General features: G+C 37.7%; 21 protein-coding genes and 1 tRNA gene. 8 read left to right on the top strand and 14 right to left on the bottom strand.

Annotated elements, in window-relative coordinates:
- The first annotated feature begins 69 nt into the window (after positions 1-69).
- Positions 70-513: a flavodoxin gene (locus tag HZ311_RS12305; RefSeq protein ID WP_010735952.1), complete on the top strand. Its 444-nt coding sequence runs from the start codon at positions 70-72 to the stop codon at positions 511-513.
- Between the two features lie 178 nt (positions 514-691).
- Entirely contained in the window at positions 692-1,987 is a 1,296-nt protein-coding gene (locus tag HZ311_RS12300; protein WP_010734358.1) for an ISL3-like element ISEfa11 family transposase, read from the top strand.
- A 161-nt stretch (positions 1,988-2,148) separates the two neighbouring features.
- Here HZ311_RS12300 and HZ311_RS12295 read toward each other — a convergent pair whose 3' ends face one another.
- Positions 2,149-2,718, bottom strand: coding sequence for a TetR/AcrR family transcriptional regulator (locus tag HZ311_RS12295; protein WP_010735953.1), 570 nt, complete (start codon positions 2,716-2,718; stop codon positions 2,149-2,151).
- Between the two features lie 260 nt (positions 2,719-2,978).
- On the opposite strand from HZ311_RS12295, the gene HZ311_RS12290 reads away from it, so the two are divergent.
- Positions 2,979-4,211 (top strand): aminopeptidase, encoded by a 1,233-nt coding sequence (locus tag HZ311_RS12290; RefSeq protein WP_023519362.1) that lies wholly within the window; start codon positions 2,979-2,981, stop codon positions 4,209-4,211.
- 60 nt (positions 4,212-4,271) lie between these two features.
- Here the strand turns inward: HZ311_RS12290 and HZ311_RS12285 are convergent, their stop codons facing one another.
- Entirely contained in the window at positions 4,272-4,436 is a 165-nt protein-coding gene (locus HZ311_RS12285; protein ID WP_010735955.1) for a hypothetical protein, read from the bottom strand.
- A gap of 122 nt (positions 4,437-4,558) precedes the next feature.
- On the opposite strand from HZ311_RS12285, the gene HZ311_RS12280 reads away from it, so the two are divergent.
- A tRNA-Arg gene (locus HZ311_RS12280) sits at positions 4,559-4,632 on the top strand.
- 291 nt (positions 4,633-4,923) lie between these two features.
- Here the strand turns inward: HZ311_RS12280 and HZ311_RS12275 are convergent.
- The 12 genes from HZ311_RS12275 to sfsA form a co-directional block, all read right to left on the bottom strand.
- Positions 4,924-5,202: a zinc ribbon domain-containing protein gene (locus HZ311_RS12275; protein ID WP_023519361.1), complete on the bottom strand. Its 279-nt coding sequence runs from the start codon at positions 5,200-5,202 to the stop codon at positions 4,924-4,926.
- Positions 5,203-5,236: 34 nt separating this feature from the next.
- A complete protein-coding gene (locus HZ311_RS12270; RefSeq protein WP_023519360.1) occupies positions 5,237-6,415 on the bottom strand; it encodes a GNAT family N-acetyltransferase in 1,179 nt (392 codons plus the stop codon).
- A gap of 260 nt (positions 6,416-6,675) precedes the next feature.
- On the bottom strand, positions 6,676-7,089 hold the full coding sequence (locus HZ311_RS12265; RefSeq protein ID WP_010735958.1) for a DUF3284 domain-containing protein: 414 nt from the start codon (positions 7,087-7,089) through the stop codon (positions 6,676-6,678).
- Positions 7,089-7,271, bottom strand: a complete 183-nt coding sequence (locus HZ311_RS12260) for a DUF3188 domain-containing protein (protein WP_010735959.1) — start codon at positions 7,269-7,271, stop codon at positions 7,089-7,091. Before HZ311_RS12260 ends, HZ311_RS12265 begins: the two co-directional genes overlap by 1 nt.
- 23 nt (positions 7,272-7,294) lie before the next feature.
- Positions 7,295-7,516, bottom strand: a complete 222-nt coding sequence (locus HZ311_RS12255; RefSeq protein ID WP_010735960.1) for a hypothetical protein — start codon at positions 7,514-7,516, stop codon at positions 7,295-7,297.
- Between the two features lie 108 nt (positions 7,517-7,624).
- Positions 7,625-9,085 carry a PTS sugar transporter subunit IIC gene (locus HZ311_RS12250; protein ID WP_010735961.1) on the bottom strand — a complete coding sequence of 487 codons (1,461 nt, stop codon included), beginning with the start codon at positions 9,083-9,085 and terminating at the stop codon, positions 7,625-7,627.
- 109 nt (positions 9,086-9,194) lie between these two features.
- Positions 9,195-9,515, bottom strand: coding sequence for a PTS lactose/cellobiose transporter subunit IIA (locus HZ311_RS12245; protein ID WP_010735962.1), 321 nt, complete (start codon positions 9,513-9,515; stop codon positions 9,195-9,197).
- Between the two features lie 26 nt (positions 9,516-9,541).
- Positions 9,542-9,859 carry a PTS sugar transporter subunit IIB gene (locus tag HZ311_RS12240; RefSeq protein ID WP_010735963.1) on the bottom strand — a complete coding sequence of 106 codons (318 nt, stop codon included), beginning with the start codon at positions 9,857-9,859 and terminating at the stop codon, positions 9,542-9,544.
- 151 nt (positions 9,860-10,010) lie between these two features.
- Complete coding sequence (locus tag HZ311_RS12235; RefSeq protein ID WP_178946728.1) at positions 10,011-12,713, bottom strand: sigma 54-interacting transcriptional regulator; 2,703 nt, start codon at positions 12,711-12,713, stop codon at positions 10,011-10,013.
- Between the two features lie 62 nt (positions 12,714-12,775).
- Positions 12,776-14,053, bottom strand: coding sequence for a DEAD/DEAH box helicase (locus tag HZ311_RS12230; protein WP_010735965.1), 1,278 nt, complete (start codon positions 14,051-14,053; stop codon positions 12,776-12,778).
- Positions 14,053-15,066 (bottom strand): Gfo/Idh/MocA family protein, encoded by a 1,014-nt coding sequence (locus HZ311_RS12225; protein ID WP_010735966.1) that lies wholly within the window; start codon positions 15,064-15,066, stop codon positions 14,053-14,055. Before HZ311_RS12225 ends, HZ311_RS12230 begins: the two co-directional genes overlap by 1 nt.
- Positions 15,067-15,081: 15 nt before the next feature.
- Entirely contained in the window at positions 15,082-15,810 is a 729-nt protein-coding gene (sfsA, locus tag HZ311_RS12220; RefSeq protein ID WP_019722912.1) for a DNA/RNA nuclease SfsA, read from the bottom strand.
- A gap of 173 nt (positions 15,811-15,983) precedes the next feature.
- Here sfsA and HZ311_RS12215 point away from each other — a divergent pair, with 173 nt between their 5' ends.
- The 4 genes from HZ311_RS12215 (at position 15,984) to HZ311_RS12200 (ending at position 20,376) form a co-directional block, all read left to right on the top strand.
- Entirely contained in the window at positions 15,984-16,328 is a 345-nt protein-coding gene (locus HZ311_RS12215; protein ID WP_010735968.1) for a DUF4828 domain-containing protein, read from the top strand.
- Positions 16,329-16,707: 379 nt separating this feature from the next.
- Complete coding sequence (efaR, locus tag HZ311_RS12210; protein WP_178946727.1) at positions 16,708-17,355, top strand: transcriptional regulator EfaR; 648 nt, start codon at positions 16,708-16,710, stop codon at positions 17,353-17,355.
- Between the two features lie 14 nt (positions 17,356-17,369).
- Positions 17,370-18,893: a glucose-6-phosphate dehydrogenase gene (zwf, locus tag HZ311_RS12205; protein WP_175401358.1), complete on the top strand. Its 1,524-nt coding sequence runs from the start codon at positions 17,370-17,372 to the stop codon at positions 18,891-18,893.
- Positions 18,894-19,080: 187 nt separating this feature from the next.
- Complete coding sequence (locus HZ311_RS12200) at positions 19,081-20,376, top strand: ISL3-like element ISEfa11 family transposase (protein ID WP_010734358.1); 1,296 nt, start codon at positions 19,081-19,083, stop codon at positions 20,374-20,376.
- Positions 20,377-20,457: the final 81 nt, after the last annotated feature.

Raw genomic sequence — 20,457 nt, 5'->3', positions numbered from 1 at the left:
TTTTTCTCAAACTTTTGGTATAATTGGTAGTTGTTGAAATGCTATTCATTAAAATTTAGGAGGCGCCTTATGGCTTTAGCAAAAATCGTTTATGCAAGTATGACTGGTAACACGGAAGAAATCGCCGATATTGTTGCAGAGGCTCTGGAAAATATGGATATCGATGTTGAAATCAATGAATGCACACAAGTAGATGCAGAAGACTTTCAAGAAGCAGATATTTGCGTAGTTGCTACTTATACATACGATGACGGTGATCTACCGGACGAAATCGTTGATTTTTATGAAGATTTACAAGAACTTGAATTACCTGGAAAAATCTACGGTGTGTGTGGCTCTGGAGATACTTTCTATGATGAGTTTTGTAAGTCAGTGGACGATTTTGATGCTGCCTTTGCAAAAACTGGTGCTGTTAAAGGTGCCGAAAGCGTGAAAGTTGATTTAAACGCTGAGGAAGAAGATATTGAAAATCTTGAAGCGTTCGCAAAATCTCTTGTATCCATGTTATCTTAATCACAAAAAGAAGGATGTGTTTACCACATCCTTCTTTTTATTGGCTCTATAATTTATGGGACTGATGAATCAGAATTGATTCTTCAGTCCCATTTTCATTTTAGGTATTAAAAAACATATCGTTCTCTAGTATGATTAAATCACCACAAAATAAACAACTGAGAGGACGATATGCTATATGAATGATTCTATCAAAAAAATGCTGAGAATAATAGAGAAAGATTTGATGATTACAGAGGTCTCTTACGAGACCCTTCAGAAGAAAAAGACGTTGGTCGTCGATGCTGTTCTCTCGCCTACTCCTCGTGCTTGTAGAAGTTGTGGTTCTACTGTGGTAGATGGAAACGGGAAAGCAATTATAGTGAAAAATGGAAAAAAAGAAACGATTGTCCGTTTTGAACAATACAATCATATGCCTTTGGTTATGCGCCTAAAAAAGCAGCGCTATACCTGTAAAAACTGCCGAACCCATTGGACTGCTCAAAGTTATTTTGTCCAATCCAGACATTCAATCGCAAATCATGTTAGATATAAAATTGCTTCTTTACTGACTGAAAAAGTATCTTTATCTTTTATTGCGAAAAGCTGTCAGGTATCTTTGACCACTGTTATTCGTACATTGAAAGAGTTTAAAAGCTATTTACCAAAGCAATCTAAGAAGATTCTCCCAAGAGTATTGATGGTTGATGAATTTCGTTCGCATGCTTCCATAGAAGATAAAATGAGCTTTATTTGCGCAGATGGCGAAACAGGAAAATTAATAGATGTTTTGCCTACGCGTAAATTACCTCGATTAACAAGCTATTTCTTAAAGTGTACCAATCCAGAAGAAGTAGAATTCTTGGTGACAGACATGAACGCCGCCTACTTCCAGCTCACCAAACGTGTTCTGCCAAATGCGAAAATAGTGATTGATCGGTTTCATATTGTCAAACACATGAATCAAGCGTTCAATGAGTTGCGTATCCGTGAAATGAATGAACTTCGTAAAGCAGGACAGAAAAGCCAGGCAGAAAAACTGAAAAAGAACTGGCGCTTTTTGCTAAAAAATCGTGCAAACATCAACCATTATGAATACAAAACATGGAAAAGTTTCCGAGCACCAAAATACCCATTTCTTACTGAAGCAATGATGATTGATCGATTGCTTGAGTTTTCTACGCCCCTAAAGGAGGCGTATCCCTTTTTTCATGAATTAGTTGAAGCCTTTCGAGACAAAGACCCTGACTTATTTTTCTCCTTATTAGCAGAACTTCCCGAAACGTTGGATGACAGCTTTCGGGAAAAGCTTCAAAACCTTCTGACCTATGAAGAAGGCATCACCAACGCAATGATCTATCCTTATTCCAATGGAAAAATAGAAGCGAAGAATACCCACATAAAGACAATGAAACGAGTATCCTACGGATTTAAATCATTCGAGAACATGAGAATTAGAATCTTTTTGATCAATCAATTAATCAAAGTAAGATAACAAAAAATCTGAGCCAGAATGAGGTTCATTCTGACCCAGATTTGATTTTGCACAACTCATCAGTCCTTATTGACAAAGAGCCTTTTTATTTAGAAGCATTACGTTTTGTAAATCAAGGCATTACTATCAAATGGGGTCGATCAATTTTTCAAATAAGCAGATCAGTCTACTTCAATCGGATCTTTTAAGCTTAAAATGGCATTGATGCTATCTTGGATCATCTTCTCGATTTGTGTATCCGTCGGATGGATGATATTCGATGACATCAAAGCTGCGATACCTGTTGCAATGATCCAAGTCCCATTGTGAAGCGAGACTAGTTTATCATCTGACAAGTCCATGTATTTTGGATCTTCTTTCACTACGTCCATAAAGTAATTATAGGAGAAATTTTGCATCTCTCTTCCGCCGCCATACTCTTCCAAGTAAAGTGAGCTATATAATTTCTTTTCACGATTTGCGAAATGGATGTAATTCAACGCTAGATCGACAATCGTATTGCCGGTATGTTCTACAGGAAAGACTTCGTATTTTAGATAATCGTAGATTTGCTCAAATAGCGCGTGTTTCAAATCATCCATATTTTTAAACTCTAGATAGATTGGTTGAGTAGAACAGTTCATTTTATTTGCAATGTTTCTCGCAGTGAATTTTGAAAATCCTTCATTGGCAGCAACTTCATAGGCGGCTGCCAAAATCTGCTCCTTTGTTATCGTTTTTTTTCTTGCCATAATTTTCTAATCTCCTTGAAATTTTTTATAACGCTTCCACCATTGATTAATACTATTGTACCATTTTTTTTCAATAAGCAAAACTTGTTTTTTTATTTTTTACAAATTTTTCTGTCATTATACTCGGATATCAACGCTTTTTTGTGTTTTCTAATTAAAAACAAATGATTATTTTATCAGATGTTTATTTGTTTCACTTCTAATAAAATGTTATCATACAATGAGGAATTACAAAAAATACGATGAGGAGGAATTTAATTATGTTAGCTGATTTTAATGTTAATTTAAAAAAATACGCCCGTTTAATTGCAGAAACAGGGGTCAATGTATCGAAAGGGCACACAGTAGTCTTACAAATCAATGTAGAGCAAGCGGAATTAGCCCGATTGATCACGAAAGAGGCTTACCAATTAGGTGCAGATGAGGTGATCGTTCAATGGACAGATGATATCATTCAAAAAGAATTCTTGACTCACGCTGCAGATGATCGAATCTCTACAGTTCCACAATATAAAATCGATCAAGCAGATGATTGGATTGAAAAAGGTGCGAGCAGAATCAGCGTTGTTTCTTCTGATCCAGATGCATTCGCAGGAGTTGACAATGATCGTGTAGCCACTTATCAATCAGCAGTTGGAAAAGCATTGATGAATCTAAGAAAAGCGACACAATCAAATAAAGTAAGTTGGACAGTTGTCGCAGCTGCTGGGAAACAGTGGGCAGCAAAAGTATTCCCTGATCTACCAGGGGAAGAACAAGTCGACGCATTATGGGATGAGATTTTCAAAACGACTCGCATTTATGAATCTGATCCTGTAATTGCTTGGAAAAATCACGATGAAAAACTAGCGACAAAAGCAGAAGAATTGAACAAAGAACAATTTACAGCTTTACATTATACTGCCCCAGGGACAGATATCGTAATTGGCTTGCCGAAAAATCACTTGTGGGAAGGCGCTGGAAGCTATAATGCTCGTGATGAAAAATTCATGGCAAACATGCCAACAGAAGAAGTCTTCACCGCACCTGATAGTCATCGCGTGGATGGGTATATCTCAAGTACGAAACCTTTAAGTTATGCAGGAACGACCATTACTGGAATGAAATTTACATTTAAAGACGGTAAAGTCGTTGATTTTTCAGCGGAACAAGGACAAGAAGTCTTGGCAAAACTACTAGATACCGATGAAGGTGCACGTCGTTTAGGCGAAGTTGCTCTAGTTCCTGATCCTTCACCGATTTCACAATCTGGTATCATTTTCTATAACACATTATTCGACGAAAATGCTTCAAACCATTTAGCACTTGGTTCAGCCTATGCGTTTAGTGTGCAAGGTGGAACAGAAATGACCGATGAAGAATTGGCAGCTGCAGGCTTGAATCGAAGCCAGACGCATGTGGATTTCATGGTTGGTTCAGATAAAATGGATATTGATGGTATCCGCGAAGATGGCTCACGCGTGCCGATCTTCAGAAATGGCGACTGGGCGTAATAATAAAACAAAAAAAGATCTGGAAATCCCAGAACTTTTTTTGTTTTTCCATAGATATGTTTATAATAAATCTTCTTTTTTAGTAAACGTAAATTTGCGACTTTCTTTTTCTACAGGTTTTTCTTCTTCGTGTTTTTGGATTGCCTCTTTCGTAATTTCTTCACGTTCTCTTTTTGCTTCATCTAAACGTTCTGCAATTACTTCTTCTTTTGGCTTATCAGACATAATCAAAACCCCCTTTATCACCCTCATTCTACCACTCAGGATTCCTTTATTGGAAACGTTTTGCTCTAAAAATCAGCTTGCATGTATGCCTTCAAAGCGCTAAAATAATAGTATTGATGCTTGTTCCTGTAGCTCAGTAGGATAGAGCGATCGCCTCCTAAGCGATAGGTCGCTGGTTCGATTCCAGTCAGGAACGTCTTAAACTTATCATGAGTTTGTGATAGTGATGTTCAGCTCCGAGAAATAAGCCCGCTCCCCAGAAATTTGTTCTTGTATTTTGGGGGACGGGCTTATTTCTTATGGACACTGTTTATTCAGTTTTAATAATCATGAGATCCCTCAAGTCACAATCCCCTATTATATTTCTGCTCTTTAAAAAATAGCGACAAAAATAAAATTCCATTTTTTACTTATTACCAAATACATTATGTGAAGTCATTTTATTCGATAATGAGGTAGCATCCATTTTTTGCTATTGGAATAAACTTTATTGATGTTTCCACCTTTTTAAATCTGGGAAAAATTGATGCATGAATTCACGTGCTTCTTCCTTTGTCTTGCCTTGTTCTTTCAGCATGCCTGATTCATTCATGTGCTGGACACTCTCTTCAATCATTTCATCCATTGTACAATCAGTTAAAAATGCGCCATCTTTGTAGCAGTAAATGCAATATTCTTCACTCTTGCTATTGTTTTTGTTTGTCCCTAAAATCTCAACTGAATCAAGTGACATTCCACAACTTTGACAATTCGTCATTGCTTCCATTTCTATGTTCCTCCTATCATCTGATTGTCTTCACTCAGAAATAATCATTGAGAATTGGTTGTTGATTAGGCAGTGATTGACTAAGTTCAGCCACCAATGCGCCTTCTACTTTGATTTTTTCATGGAAATCAAGCTCTTCAACTGTTTGATATCCTAACAATAATTGTGTCAAGCTTTGAATCGTTCCACTGACCACAGGTAATTCTGTCTGTTGGACTTTCTTTACTTCAAGTACTCCATTGACATAAGAAATATCAAAAAATCCTTCGTTCCATTTTGCATACGGATCTTCTGTCACATGGATAGAAAAGTTGATTGCATGTCGGAATGGATAAGTCTGCATAAATTTCTCAACATCTACGATTCTTCCCATCATATAAGGCGTGATCGTGGTTTTAGCAAATGGATTATCCAATAAATAATTTTTACTGTAGCCAGAAAAACCACATGTATACTCAAACGAATCAAATGCGCCACTATGCGAACCAATGAAACGCATCAATCCTTTCAATGCTTCATGATTCAGATAACCCATTTCGACGATGATAAATGTAGGGGCGGCTAATTTATAAACGACATATCCTGTAGCATTCCCCTCACGGTCGTAATACAGTGCATATTGATTCTCTTTTCGTTGTTTAAACTTGTAGGAATACCACCATTCTTCTCGGACCAAACCGCCTCGCGTACTCTCCGGCATATTTGTATAAATGGATCGTATGGCATCCACTGATTCTTCAAAACTTGTCCGTTTCATATAACCAGTTGTTTTCTTTACAGCTGGCATATCACGGCTCGCCAACTCATAGCTGATTCGATCAAATAATTGTTCGTAGCCATAGCGACGATAAAAAGGATAAGAAAATGGTGCTAGATAAGACAGCGTGACATTTCTTTCTCGACAGTCTTCAAGGATTTTTTCCATGATCCGATTGATACCGCCCTGTCCTCGCGCTTCAGGATAGGAAGCAACGTATCCAATCCCAGCCATCAAGTAATTTTTTCCATAGAAATCCACTGAAAAAGGTGTGGCCATTACTTGACTTGTCAAATGGCCCTCTGGATCTAAAAAGCCGTAGTTCCATGAATTCTCAACAATCATTTTAAATCGTTCACGTCGTTCGTCTGTATCTTGTGAATTAAAAGCATAGGTTGCTAAAGCGTACATTTCTTCTAGCGCTTGGTTCCCTAATTCTTTTATAACATTCGTCATACTTTCCCTTCTCCCTTTAAATATCTATACCAATTGTACTATTATTTTCTTTATAATAGCAAGCGGACCTTCATTACTTTCACAAAGTAGTATCTCTCAAAAAATGATTTACAAAAAATAGCGCTAAAAAGCCAAAATAGAACAAACGATTTTGGTTTTTAGCGCTTCATTTTTTTGATCCAAACGTTGTTTCCACAACTTATTCTTATTTTGATCATTAGTTATCCTCTTGGATGGACGATTTGATTTACCATCCTCTTTTAATAGGATTCTTCAATCATCCCTAGCATCTTTTTAAAACGTCTCTTTTTAAAATACATCAACATCGTTCCTAAGATCATATCATTCATTTTCTGCAACATACCGTGTGATTCCATTTGTTCTGTATAGTGGACTTCACACGATTTTTCATCAATTGGTTTGATTTGATAATGAACGACAAAATCATTTTTAGTCGTTGAGGTACGAAATTTATAAGATTGGTTATCAATGACTTCCTCAATGATAATGCGTGCACGATTATTTTGAGAGAATTGTTTGACGTATTCAAGATTCTTTAATTGTTTGCGTGTCACTGATTTCCCAGTGGCTTTGCGGACATCAAAAAGAACAGAATCCATCACTTTATCATAGAAAAACGATGCCGGAATGTTTAGTGTTTTAATTATTTCCATTAGTTCTTTTTCTCCTTTGCTTCTTCTTTTTTCTTACCTTTTAAAAAGAAGTAAATCCCTAGTCCTGCAAAAAACAACCCAGTGACCATACTATAAATGTCATATTGTTGTGTTCCCGGATTTAAACTATATAGTATGATCAGTGAACCAATACTACACAAAAACAATCCATTTTTTATCATTTGAACCACCCTTATCTTGTTTCTTAGACTGCTGCTGCTTGGAAATATAATACCGTGCCCCATGGTTGAGCTTTGATCAATTCTTTTGCTGTTTTGGCAGCTGCTTCTTTATCTTCTGCACTTGTTTCAAAGAATAATTTGATTCCTTGTTTTTCTTTGAATGTAAAGGTCATGCCTTCTTCGTTGTATCCTTCTAATAATTCTTTGATTGCATCTTGTTGCATAGCACTAGCGATTGAAATCATTTGTTCTCCTCTTTTCTTTTTTTATTGATTACTTTTAGTTTCACTCGAATGAAGCGAGGGCTAGGGATTTGACGGATCGTCATCGCCCATAGCCCCTACTTCAACTGATTATTTAGGTTCTCCTGCTGCTGGATCCATTTTATTTGCTGACATCACAAATGGTGCCCAGATCAGGAAGGTCACAACCATACATACTAATGTGACAATCGGCGCCCGCCAGTCTGCCCCTGTTGCAAGGAACGATAGCAAGAACGGTGGGACGACCCAAGTCACTTGTTGGGATACCGGTGCGACTAATCCTAGATAAGTAGCTACCCAACCAATTGTTGTTGCAACAACCGGCGCAACCAAGAATGGGATAAACATGATCGCATTCAAGACGATTGGTAAACCAAACATCACTGGTTCATTGATATTGAAGATACCAGGTCCAATCGAAAGTTTTGCTACAGTCAAGTAGTCTGCACGTTTTGATAATAGTAAGATAGCGATCAATAGAACGATTGTTCCACCTGATCCACCAAACCATGCAAACGCATCAAATGAGCCACGTACCCACATGTAAGCTTTACCATCTTCAATCGCATCTAATACTGCAGGTGTTCCTGTTTTGCCATTGTAACCTTTTTGGAAGATATCGATGTTGATCAATTGTGCTTGACCCCAAATACCTTCTAATACTGGTGCTAATACGTTCGGACCATGGATACCAAAGAACCAGAAAATCTGAACGAAGATCGTAACGATTAATACAGCACCAATACCTTGTGATAAGCCTAAGAAAGGTTCTGCAATATATTTTTGTACTAAATCAATGATCAGTTGACCATCTGCCACACGTCCAACAACATAATTAATGATAGCGATGACATATAATGAAATCGTTGCTGGTAGGATTGCTGCAAATGCTTTAGAAACTGCGGGTGGTACTGAGTCAGGCATTTTGATCGTGATATTAGCAAGCATCAATTTACAGAAAATGATAACAGAGATTGCACCCATGATCATTACTGTAAAGTAGGCGTTACCGTTTAAATGATCTAATTTCAACCATCCCCACAAACCAACTGATAGAGTGCCATCAGCAATCGTTGCCCCAATTTCCGAGCCATTAATCGCATCTGCCACATTTTGTGGAACATTGACATTCAATGCAGCTGATAATGACGGGCCAAAAGCGATTCCTTGGATCAGTGTTGCTAAACCAACGATCCCTCCTGCTAAATCATTCACGCCATATGCACGGGCTAAATTATATCCCCATGAAAAGGCAAAGATCAGTCCGGCGATCGCTAAGGTACCATTCCAAACGAACCCATTGATGCCGATGATCACATTCAATACAGCAAAAAAACCTTTGTCTGCTGCTAAGCTGTCAGCATACGTACTAATAAATTGCTGTGGTAAATCACGAATAATTGCGTTGATCATTACAGCTACTGATCCAGCCATTGTTGCAGGCATCGTACCGATAAAAGCGTCACGCAATGCCACTAAGTGCTTTTGCGCGCCGATTCTTCCGGCAACTGGAAGGATGTATTTTTCCATCCAACTTGTTAATCCATTCATTATTACTTCCTCCTATAAGTTTTTATATAAAGAATAACTCCTTATACCAAATAAAAAAAATCCGTTCAAAAATTTTTTTCTTCTTCCGTTCAAAAAAGAAGTGTTATGGTTATTCAACGTAAGTTCTACGATATAAATCAATGATTTCTTTTGCAAGGTCTGTAAATGCGATCGATGTCATCAAGTGATCTTGACTATGCACAGTCAACAGCGTTACTTGCATATGATTTCCTTGTGCTTCTTGCGTGAGCATTTGAGTTTGTGAATGATGCGCTTCTACCAGAGAGGCTTCAGCATCGCGGATTTTTTGCTCCGCTAAATCAAAATCTCCTTTTTTCGCCGCGGAAATCGCTTCCATTGCATCGCTTTTTGCATTTCCACCATACATGATCAATCCCATGATGGCTTCTAGATTTTGTTGATCTTCCACTATTCTACCTCCAGCTTCACGATTGATTATTTCATTAATTTTTCAGCTTGTTCAAGTACTTTTGCACCGTTCATCATGCCATAATCTTGCATATTGATAACATCCAATGGAATTCCTTTTGGCGCTAATTTTTGTTCAAATTGTGCTTTCATAAAGCGAACTTGTGGACCTAATAATAGAACATCTACATTTTTTGATTCAAGGTTATTGTCAGCATCTGAAGCTGAAACCGCAAAGATATCTGCTTCCATTCCTTTTTCTTCTGCTGCTTTTTGCATTTTTGTTACTAATAAACTTGTACTCATTCCTGCAGAACATACTAACATGATTGTTTTTTTCTCCATTTTTTCCACTCCTTTAAATTTGGTTTTACACTATAACTATAATGCAAGAAGCATGCCAAACACTAAATAGGTAAAATAGCGTTTTCACAACACTAATCAAGCAAACACAGTGCACACACTAATTGTTAGTGTGTGCACTGTGTAATTTCAATCATTTTTTTATTTTATTTTCTATAAACATTTGTGTGATAAAAGCAATTTCATGTTCTGGGATTTTCACACCATATTTACGTTCGATCCCGATCAAATTCGTTCGAACAATATCCATTTCTAAGCGATACATTTTTGCAAAAATGGGGAAATCATCAAATGTACGCAATTTTTCATGTTTGATTAGACCATCAATCAAAAAAGCAACATGGATCACGATACCCGTATCCACACCTGGTTCAACGATGATCGATAAGTCTGCTTGGATTTGTTGGACCGCTTTTTGCAAAGCTTGAATCAAACGTTCAACAGATGATATCGCATTCAATGAGTCTTTTAATGAATCAACAATTTTCGCTGTCGGAACTTCGTCATCTGCGATGCGTTTCAATGTATTGAGTTTTTCATCATCGAATACGTCATAGGCAGAGAAGAATGGGATATTTTGATAATCTACCTCAACAGTTCCGGCAATCGCCTTGATCTCATATTCTTCCAATAACGCATCAATGTGGCGTTTAAATGATTCACGTTCCAAAAACTGCATTTGGATCACTTCAACTTTATCCTGATTGATAACGGGCACAATTCGTTGATACAGTTTTGCTGCCACCCCTTCTCCAGTAAAGCAAGTCACGATCACTGCTTTTTTCCGTTCGTTCATTTCCTGCTTTTCGATTTTAAATTGATCTTTGACAATCGATTCAAAAGACATTTGGATACTTTGGTAGATATCTTCTAAGCTTCTACCAACATTTGCCATCCGGATTGCTTCGATGACGATCATGGTACTGGTCATCGTAATTGCTTTTGTACGTATCCCCGTCTCTTCATAGATCAAATCGCTGAATGTATTCAGTGAACCCATATCAGTCAGTAAAATCAACCCATTTGTTAAATTGCTTTGACGATTCTTTACATATTTCAATACTTCTTCGTACATGGATTGAACTTCCATCTCTAATGGCATATTGAACGCTTGACCGATCGTTGTTCCGAGTAAAGCTTGCGCCATCTCCAACATACTTGAAGCGGTTTGTCGCCCGTGCATCAAGACTAACACGTCGACTTTATTTTCTTTGACTGGTTCACTTTCTCCGAGGTTGATCGATAAAAACATACTGATAAAGCCAATTTCATCAAATGGTATCTCTAATTGTTGATCTTCTTCAATGATCGTAGACAAATCGATTGCAACTTGAAATTCTTTTTTGAACTTCTTTCGTATATTATTCAAGTCTGGATGAACGATCATATGTCCATCTTTCACACGATCCAATGTACTTTGCAAATGTAAGGCAAAGGCAAAGCGTGCTTTTTGATTATAGATTCGGTCTAGTCGTTTCTCAGCAACATCGTATAGCTCATTTGTCAAACGCCAGATGTCTTCTGGAAGTAAATCTTTAGGGATCGTACTTTTCGTCAATTCTTTTACATACGTTTGAAAATAGGCATCGACATCTTTCGAGATCAACGCCTCAAGATCAATATTTTCGCCACCCGTTTCAGAAAGTGACATCACCTTTTCTTCAATATCATTGTACACTTGCATGTTTCTTTCTGGGTCCCGAGACCAAACCACATCAGCGAATCCTGGCTCAAATGTCAAATATTGACTCTTACTATCCATGAAGCGATCTAATCGTTCAGGGACTTCTTTGATTCGTAATAATCCTTTTTGGACTTGCAGGGATAACTCTTCTTTTCGAATGACTAATTTTTCTTCTTGGTGCATACGATAATGAAGGAATGACTTAGCACAGACTAATTTCAGGTCACGTTTCACTTGCCCGATATTTCCCTCTGCGTCGTATAACATAAAAGCTAAAATCGCTTCTTTTTCAATATCGATCCGCTGATTCAAGCGATTCGCTTCTTGCTTGATAAACAAGGAAATGATTTCATACCGCTCATCTAATGAACGAGAGGCCAGATTTGGCAAAGTGATTGCCATCGGTATCCTGCGGTTAAATGTCGTCAAAAAACTTTCAGATGATTCTGTCGTTGCTCCGATGATCTGAACAGACGCCTCATGGACTTGTGCGCTCTCCCCTAATGGGCGATAAACGCCTTTGTCGATAAACGTGAAGAGCATCTCTTGCCCTTCTGGAGGTAAGCGATGGATCTCATCTAAAAATAAGATCCCCCCATCTGCTTTAGCCATCAAACCTTGGCTATCTTGTGTTGCACCTGTATAAGCACCTTTTTTTATTCCGAAGATATGTCCAAACAACAACTGTGGGTTTTGCGCATAATCTGCACAATTAAATGAAATAAATGGGGCATCTGGAGAAAGCATTTCCGAATCGATTGCAAAATGGTACATACATTCAGCAAACATCGATTTCCCTGTTCCTGTCTCCCCAAAAATAATCGTATGCAATCCTCTTGGCGGATATAAAATCGCTGCTTTAGCCTGTTGGATACTTACTTTTAATGATTCATTCTCCCCTACTAGGGTTTCAAAAGTGACTTGTGTAGAAGCGTCCACATGAACTTTATCTGAAGCTATTTTTTTGGGAGGCATAGAATAAACTACAGGTCTGCCAGTGCTTTTCACGATGTAATGCGCTTTATATAAATCACTTAGATAACGACTTGCATTACTACGATCAATCTCTAATTGCTTCGCAACATCCGTTGCTGTCAATCCTTTATGATTTTCCGTAAGTAAATCCAAGATTTCTTCCTGTCTTTCGTTCATGATAACTCTCCTTTAACCAAACGACCTGTTTCCATTTTCAATATAATAACACAAAAAGGCGCTTATTTGCGCCTTGCTCCTTTATTTTTATCTTTTTTATGCTTGTTTTTGTGTTTTGTTTTAGGAGAAGAAGCAACTTTTTTTGTAACTGTTTCACTTGCTTCTTTTTTTCCTAATTCTTTCTTTTTTGGGAGCATTTTTGTTGGGGCTTTTTCAGGGGCTTCTGTCTGTAAGCCTCCCCCATAAATAAATAATTCAGTGAGTTCTGTTTCTGTTTGTCGAGCCATTTTTTTTAAGTCTCTTAGTGTATGTTCATTCACAAAGGTGATGACTTGTCCTTCTTGCCCCATTCGACCAGTTCTACCTGCACGATGCAAATATGTTTCTTCTGTCATTGGAACGTCGACATTGACAACATAAGGCAGTTCCGCGATATCTAGCCCACGAGCAGCTACATCCGTTGATAACAACATGCTGATTTTGCCTTCTTTGAATTGATTCAATGCCGCTTTTCGTAACAGCTTGTTTTGGTCAGATGCTAAACTCGCCACGCGGATTCCTCGATAACTCATTTTTTCTTCCATCATGCCTAACTCACTCAACTGGTTGAAAAAAACAAGACCTTGGAAACCTTCCACATGGGCTAATCGTCTTAGATAGTCCTCTGTTTTTCGAGCAGGAACACGGATAAAATAGTGACTAAGTCCTTTCCTTGAATCATCCATTTTAGTAACGTCGACCACTTTCAGCGATTGTTTTGTCAATGATTCGATTTGCTGGATGGAACGATCGGCTGTTGCTGAAAAGAAAGCTAATTGGTAGTCGGTTGGCGCTTGATGAATGATTTGATCAATAAATGGTCGATTTCCTTCATCAAAAAGTTGATCTGCCTCGTCAAATACGATTGTTTGGATTTGATGAGCCTTTATTTTTTTTTGTTTCATCAACTCCAATACACGACCTGGTGTGCCTACCAATACTTCCGGTTTCTTTTTTAGTCCTTCGATTTGGCGTTTGACATTTGCACCGCCCACAACAGATTGGACAGAGATTGCTAAATCTTTTGCCCATTCACGGGTGACCTCAGCAACTTGGATCGCCAATTCTTGCGAAGAAGCAAGGATCAATAGGGTACTTGCCTCTCCTTTTTTCACATTCAATAGTAAAGGCCATAGATAAGCTAAGGTCTTACCTGAACCGGTTGGAGAAACAGCAATCAAGCTTTTACCTTCTTTTAAGTCAGTGAATACTTCTTGTTGGATAAACGATGGGACAGTGAACCCTTTTTCTTCCCATTTATTTTGCCAATTAGTTGGAAAATGTTTTACAAAATCAGTCATTACTCAGTTCCCTCTTTATCTGCATCGAATTCGATCCCACCACTGATTCGCAAATCATAAACGACTTGATTCACGTTTCGTGCAAGTTCGACCCATTCTTCATACTGTAATCCCCATTGTGGATCTTTAGGGTTCATGATCACATTCGCAAAATCTTCTGCCTCTTCACTCATTGGATTTTCAGAAGCTACGATCTCTAATTTTTCAATTTGTTCGTGGTTACGATCATGGTACTCTGCTTGCTCAATTGCATTGACGCCATTCATGATCACTGTTCCACTATCAAAATAAATCTCGGAAGGTAGATATGAATCACCAATTTTGCCCGGTTGGATTGCTACATCAAAAGTAGCATAGCGCAAGATCCCCCAACCTAATCCATCAACACCTGTAGCTATTTTTCTAGGGAAATAATGGACTTCTTGCGGCTTGCCAAACCAACCTACAGCTGCGTAGACAAGGTAAACGCCGAGATCCATCATTGCTCCACCTGAAAAACGCGGAGAGAAAATATTCGGTTCTTCCCCATCTAATACTTGATCATAACGAGAAGAATATTTCATATAGCTGAAATTTGCGCCAATGATCTCATCTTTCAAAGGTAAAAATTCTGCAATTTTTTTAAACCCAGCTTCATGGATATTTCGCGCGGCTTCAAAGAAAAAGACTTTCTCTTGGTTTGCCAAATGAATGATCTCTTCCATTTCTTTTGGTGTACTAAATGCCGGTTTTTCTACAATCACATTTTTCCCTGCCAAAATTGCTTGCTTCGCATGCTGAAAATGCAAACTATTTGGCGAAGCAATATAGACCGTATCCATGTGTTCTAACTCAAAAAAAACAGTTAAATCTGTTGCGAATGCGATATCGCCTTCATATTCTGCGCCAAATTGTTGCGCTTTTTCTAAATGTCTTGAATAAACAGCTGTTAATTCATACTTACGTGTCGCTAATGCTGCTTGAACAAATTGATGGGTAATCCAATTTGTGCCGATTATACCTAAATGGATCATCTTTACGCCTTCTTTCTATAAATTAGGATCTTCAAAAACTGTATTTAGGTCAAATGGGATTGCTTGTTTCAATACCACTTGTTTTTCTGTTACTTGACAATTATATACGATTACTTGAACACCTGCTTGTTGAGCAAAACGAAAAGCAGTGGCTAATTCTGGTTGCATCTGTTCATGGATCGTTGCTTGATGCAAGTGTTCAAATTGTGCAATAAAAAGAATATAGGTCTCATAGCCTTCTTGATGCGCGCGGATCAATTCATTGACGTGTTTAAGTCCACGAATGGTCGGTGCATCGGGAAAAGCACCTATTGCTTTGTTTTCCAGGGTCATCCCTTTGACTTCTACAAATGCTTTTTGACCGCAACTTGTTTCTAAATAAATATCGAATTTAGACTTTCCAAAGGTCACTTCACGTTTGTAGAACTCAATATCACCATTTAAATTTGGTAAGTGGATCGTCCCATCTAAAATTCCATCAATCGCTAATCGGTTTGGTAACTGACTATCGATATTGAACCACTGCTGCTCTTTTTTTACAGCAATTAGATCATAGGCAGTTTTACGTTTTGTTCCAGGAATGTGTACTAACGCCACCTCTGCACCAGGAAGCAACAACTCTTTGCCTCTACCTGTATTCTTAACATGAGTTTTGACTACTTCTCCTTTTTTGTTCAAACAAAAAGCAATAAAGCGATTTGGTCGTTCAATGAAGTAAGCAATTTCAACATCTTGGTAGTCCAATAGTCATCACCTGTCTCCCTACTACTGTATCCTACCATATTTTTACTAAAAACACTTGAAAAACCAGTCGAAAGTCTTAGAGAAATCATGCACTTTCTTTAGTAAACTATAAGAAAAGGAACAATAAGCAAAATATGCTTTTATCATAAATGAAGACAAAGGAGTGGAAAAAAATGAAAAAAAGAATCATCTATATCCTACTTGCCGGTATCGCAACACTTGCTGGAAAAAAAGTACTCGATCATAAAAAGAAAGAAGCACAGGTCGATCATTTGAATAAATACTGTGGAACTTGGTCATTTACGGATACCAGCCAAACACACCATGAACTGACCATCCATTCTGATTATTCTTTTTGGCTTGATGACCGTTCTTTAGGAACACTATTAGTCGAAGTTACCTCCGAAAAATTGATAGTTAGAGATCAGTATGGCTTTTACCTAACGTTTTCTTACAACGACATGTTATTGTACGATGAAGCAAATGATTCCGCTTATTTATTATCAAAAAAATCATGATTATCCTAGCTTAGTAGATGATACACTGCCAATCACTTCATTAACGTACTTCTTTTTTATAAAAACGAGACAAAGGGTTTAGAAAATTGCTGTTTTCTAAACCCTTTGTCTCGTTTTACAAGTTTCATCCATGCAATTTCCTCTAGGTCACAACGATCGAACAAATTATGCTATGATAAGAGCAAAGTACTTTTCAATTAGCGGCTATTTGATCACTACACATCTCAAATAACTACTTAGAAAGATGGACAAACGATGGAATACGAAAAATAAAAAAACCGACATTTCCGTCCTATTTTTTTCTTATAAAATAGTCAATTTGTGTTTTTTTTGTTACACTTACAAGTGATGGTTTCTTACCATGAAAGGATGATCGCATATGACACCAAACCGAGAAGATTATTTAAAAATCATTCTGGAATTAGGCGGTGACACAACAAAAGTCAATAATAAACAAATCGTTTCTAGCCTAGCAGTGTCACCTGCTTCAGTAAGCGAAATGATTTCTAAACTCGTTAAAGAAAAACTAGTCGAACACTCTCCTTACCAAGGTGTACAATTGACTGATAGCGGACTGATAAAAGCAAGTAGCCTGATACGTAAACATCGATTATGGGAAGTTTTTTTAGTCGAACATTTAGATTACAACTGGAATGAGGTTCATGACGATGCTGAGGTCCTTGAGCATGTGACTTCTGAACAGCTTGCGGATCATTTAGAAAGTTATTTAAATCATCCTAAACATTGCCCACATGGAGGCATTATCCCTAAAAAGGAACAGGTTGTCCATGAAGAGCGTCGTCAAACACTGGAATCCTACCCAGTCGGTACCAAAATTCGGATTGCTCGTGTCCTTGATGAAAAGGAATTATTAGACTATTTAGTCACAATCGATGTCAATATTGATGAAACTTATGAAATCACTGATGTAGCGGCCTATGAAGGACCAATCACCATCCAAAATAAAACTAAAAAAATTCCTGTCAGCTTTAAAGCCGCCAGCACAATTTTTGTTGATGAACTGTAAAGGAGATTACCCAAATAATGAATGAAAAAAACGTATTATTTACTATATTTGGCGGTACAGGAGATTTAGCACAACGTAAATTGTATCCTTCCCTTTTTCGTTTATACAAAAAGGGCAACTTGAGCGAACATTTTGCTGTGATCGGTACAGCACGTCGTCCTTGGAGTGATGAACACTATCGTGAAGTGGTTAAAGGAACAATCGAAACATTAAATCCTTCTGCCGAAGAAGCCGAACGATTTGCTAGCCATTTTTATTACCAATCTCATGATGTCAATGATTCTTCTCATTACCAAACATTAAAAGAATTATCTGATCGTTTAGATGAAAAATACCACTTGAATGGTAATCGAATGTACTATTTAGCCATGGCTCCACAATTTTTCGGTACGATCGTTTCACATTTGAAATCTCAGAAAATCATCACTGAAACTGGCTTCAATCGATTGATTATCGAAAAACCTTTTGGTTCTGATTTCCATTCAGCCTTTGAATTGAATGAAAAAATTCGACAAGTCTTTCCAGAAGACGATATTTTCCGTATTGACCATTATTTAGGTAAAGAAATGATCCAAAATATCTCTGCGATTCGCTTTGCCAATAATATTTTTGAGTCTCAATGGAACAATCGTTACATTGACAACATCCAAATCACTTTTGGTGAGAGTTTAGGTGTTGAAGATCGTGGCGGCTACTATGACCACAGTGGTGCGTTAAAAGATATGGTCCAAAATCATATCCTTCAAGTATTAGCATTACTTGCGATGGAACCACCCGTTGCCTTTTCCGAAAAAGAAATCCGATCAGAAAAAATCAAAGCGTTAAAAGCGATTCGTATTTATGAAAAAAAAGAAGTCTTAGAAAATTTTGTACGTGGGCAATATGCTGCAGGTCAACTAGATGATCAGACATTCAAAGGCTATCGTGAAGAAGACAACGTTGATCCAGAATCAACAACTGAAACATTTGTTGCTGGAAAATTCACGATCGATAATTTCCGTTGGTCTGGCGTACCGTTTTATGTACGTACTGGAAAACGTCTTACTGAAAAAGGTACACGAATCAATATTGTCTTTAAACAAGTACCTATCAATGTATTTAAAACATCGATCGACGAACCTTGTAGTGATCCAACGTTACCACCAAATGTTTTGACTATCTATATTCAACCAACAGAAGGTTTTTCATTTACATTAAATGGAAAAAAAGTTGGTCAAGGCTTCGCCACCGATCCAATCAAACTGGAATATCGCAATAGTGCTGAAATGGTCGAAAATAGTCCTGAAGCGTATGAAAAGCTTATGTTAGATGCGTTGAACGGTGATAGCACCAACTTCTCTCATTGGGAAGAAGTCGCACAATCTTGGCATATCGTTGACGTGATCCGCCAAGTTTGGGATCAAGTACAACCAGATTTCCCGAATTATAAAGCTGGTTCTATGGGTCCTGAAGCAGCATTCGAGCTTTTAGAAAAAGACGGGTTCGAATGGATCTGGCAACCAGATCATTGGTACCGTGAACGTGGTAAATTGGATTAGTGACCAATCATTTGCTATTCGCTTAAAAATACTCTTTGATGTAATAAAAACGGCTCTATAATTTATGGGACTGATGAATCAGAATTGATTCTTCAGTCCCATTTTCATTTTAGGTATTAAAAAACATATCGTTCTCTAGTATGATTAAATCACCACAAAATAAACAACTGAGAGGACGATATGCTATATGAATGATTCTATCAAAAAAATGCTGAGAATAATAGAGAAAGATTTGATGATTACAGAGGTCTCTTACGAGACCCTTCAGAAGAAAAAGACGTTGGTCGTCGATGCTGTTCTCTCGCCTACTCCTCGTGCTTGTAGAAGTTGTGGTTCTACTGTGGTAGATGGAAACGGGAAAGCAATTATAGTGAAAAATGGAAAAAAAGAAACGATTGTCCGTTTTGAACAATACAATCATATGCCTTTGGTTATGCGCCTAAAAAAGCAGCGCTATACCTGTAAAAACTGCCGAACCCATTGGACTGCTCAAAGTTATTTTGTCCAATCCAGACATTCAATCGCAAATCATGTTAGATATAAAATTGCTTCTTTACTGACTGAAAAAGTATCTTTATCTTTTATTGCGAAAAGCTGTCAGGTATCTTTGACCACTGTTATTCGTACATTGAAAGAGTTTAAAAGCTATTTACCAAAGCAATCTAAGAAGATTCTCCCAAGAGTATTGATGGTTGATGAATTTCGTTCGCATGCTTCCATAGAAGATAAAATGAGCTTTATTTGCGCAGATGGCGAAACAGGAAAATTAATAGATGTTTTGCCTACGCGTAAATTACCTCGATTAACAAGCTATTTCTTAAAGTGTACCAATCCAGAAGAAGTAGAATTCTTGGTGACAGACATGAACGCCGCCTACTTCCAGCTCACCAAACGTGTTCTGCCAAATGCGAAAATAGTGATTGATCGGTTTCATATTGTCAAACACATGAATCAAGCGTTCAATGAGTTGCGTATCCGTGAAATGAATGAACTTCGTAAAGCAGGACAGAAAAGCCAGGCAGAAAAACTGAAAAAGAACTGGCGCTTTTTGCTAAAAAATCGTGCAAACATCAACCATTATGAATACAAAACATGGAAAAGTTTCCGAGCACCAAAATACCCATTTCTTACTGAAGCAATGATGATTGATCGATTGCTTGAGTTTTCTACGCCCCTAAAGGAGGCGTATCCCTTTTTTCATGAATTAGTTGAAGCCTTTCGAGACAAAGACCCTGACTTATTTTTCTCCTTATTAGCAGAACTTCCCGAAACGTTGGATGACAGCTTTCGGGAAAAGCTTCAAAACCTTCTGACCTATGAAGAAGGCATCACCAACGCAATGATCTATCCTTATTCCAATGGAAAAATAGAAGCGAAGAATACCCACATAAAGACAATGAAACGAGTATCCTACGGATTTAAATCATTCGAGAACATGAGAATTAGAATCTTTTTGATCAATCAATTAATCAAAGTAAGATAACAAAAAATCTGAGCCAGAATGAGGTTCATTCTGACCCAGATTTGATTTTGCACAACTCATCAGTCCTTATTGACAAAGAGC

The organism is Enterococcus mundtii (assembly GCF_013394305.1).
In the GTDB taxonomy this organism is placed as follows: Bacteria; Bacillota; Bacilli; order Lactobacillales; family Enterococcaceae; genus Enterococcus_B; species Enterococcus_B pernyi.
Note: the sequence above shows the minus strand (reverse complement) of the source record. Positions and strands in the feature narration are given on the sequence as shown.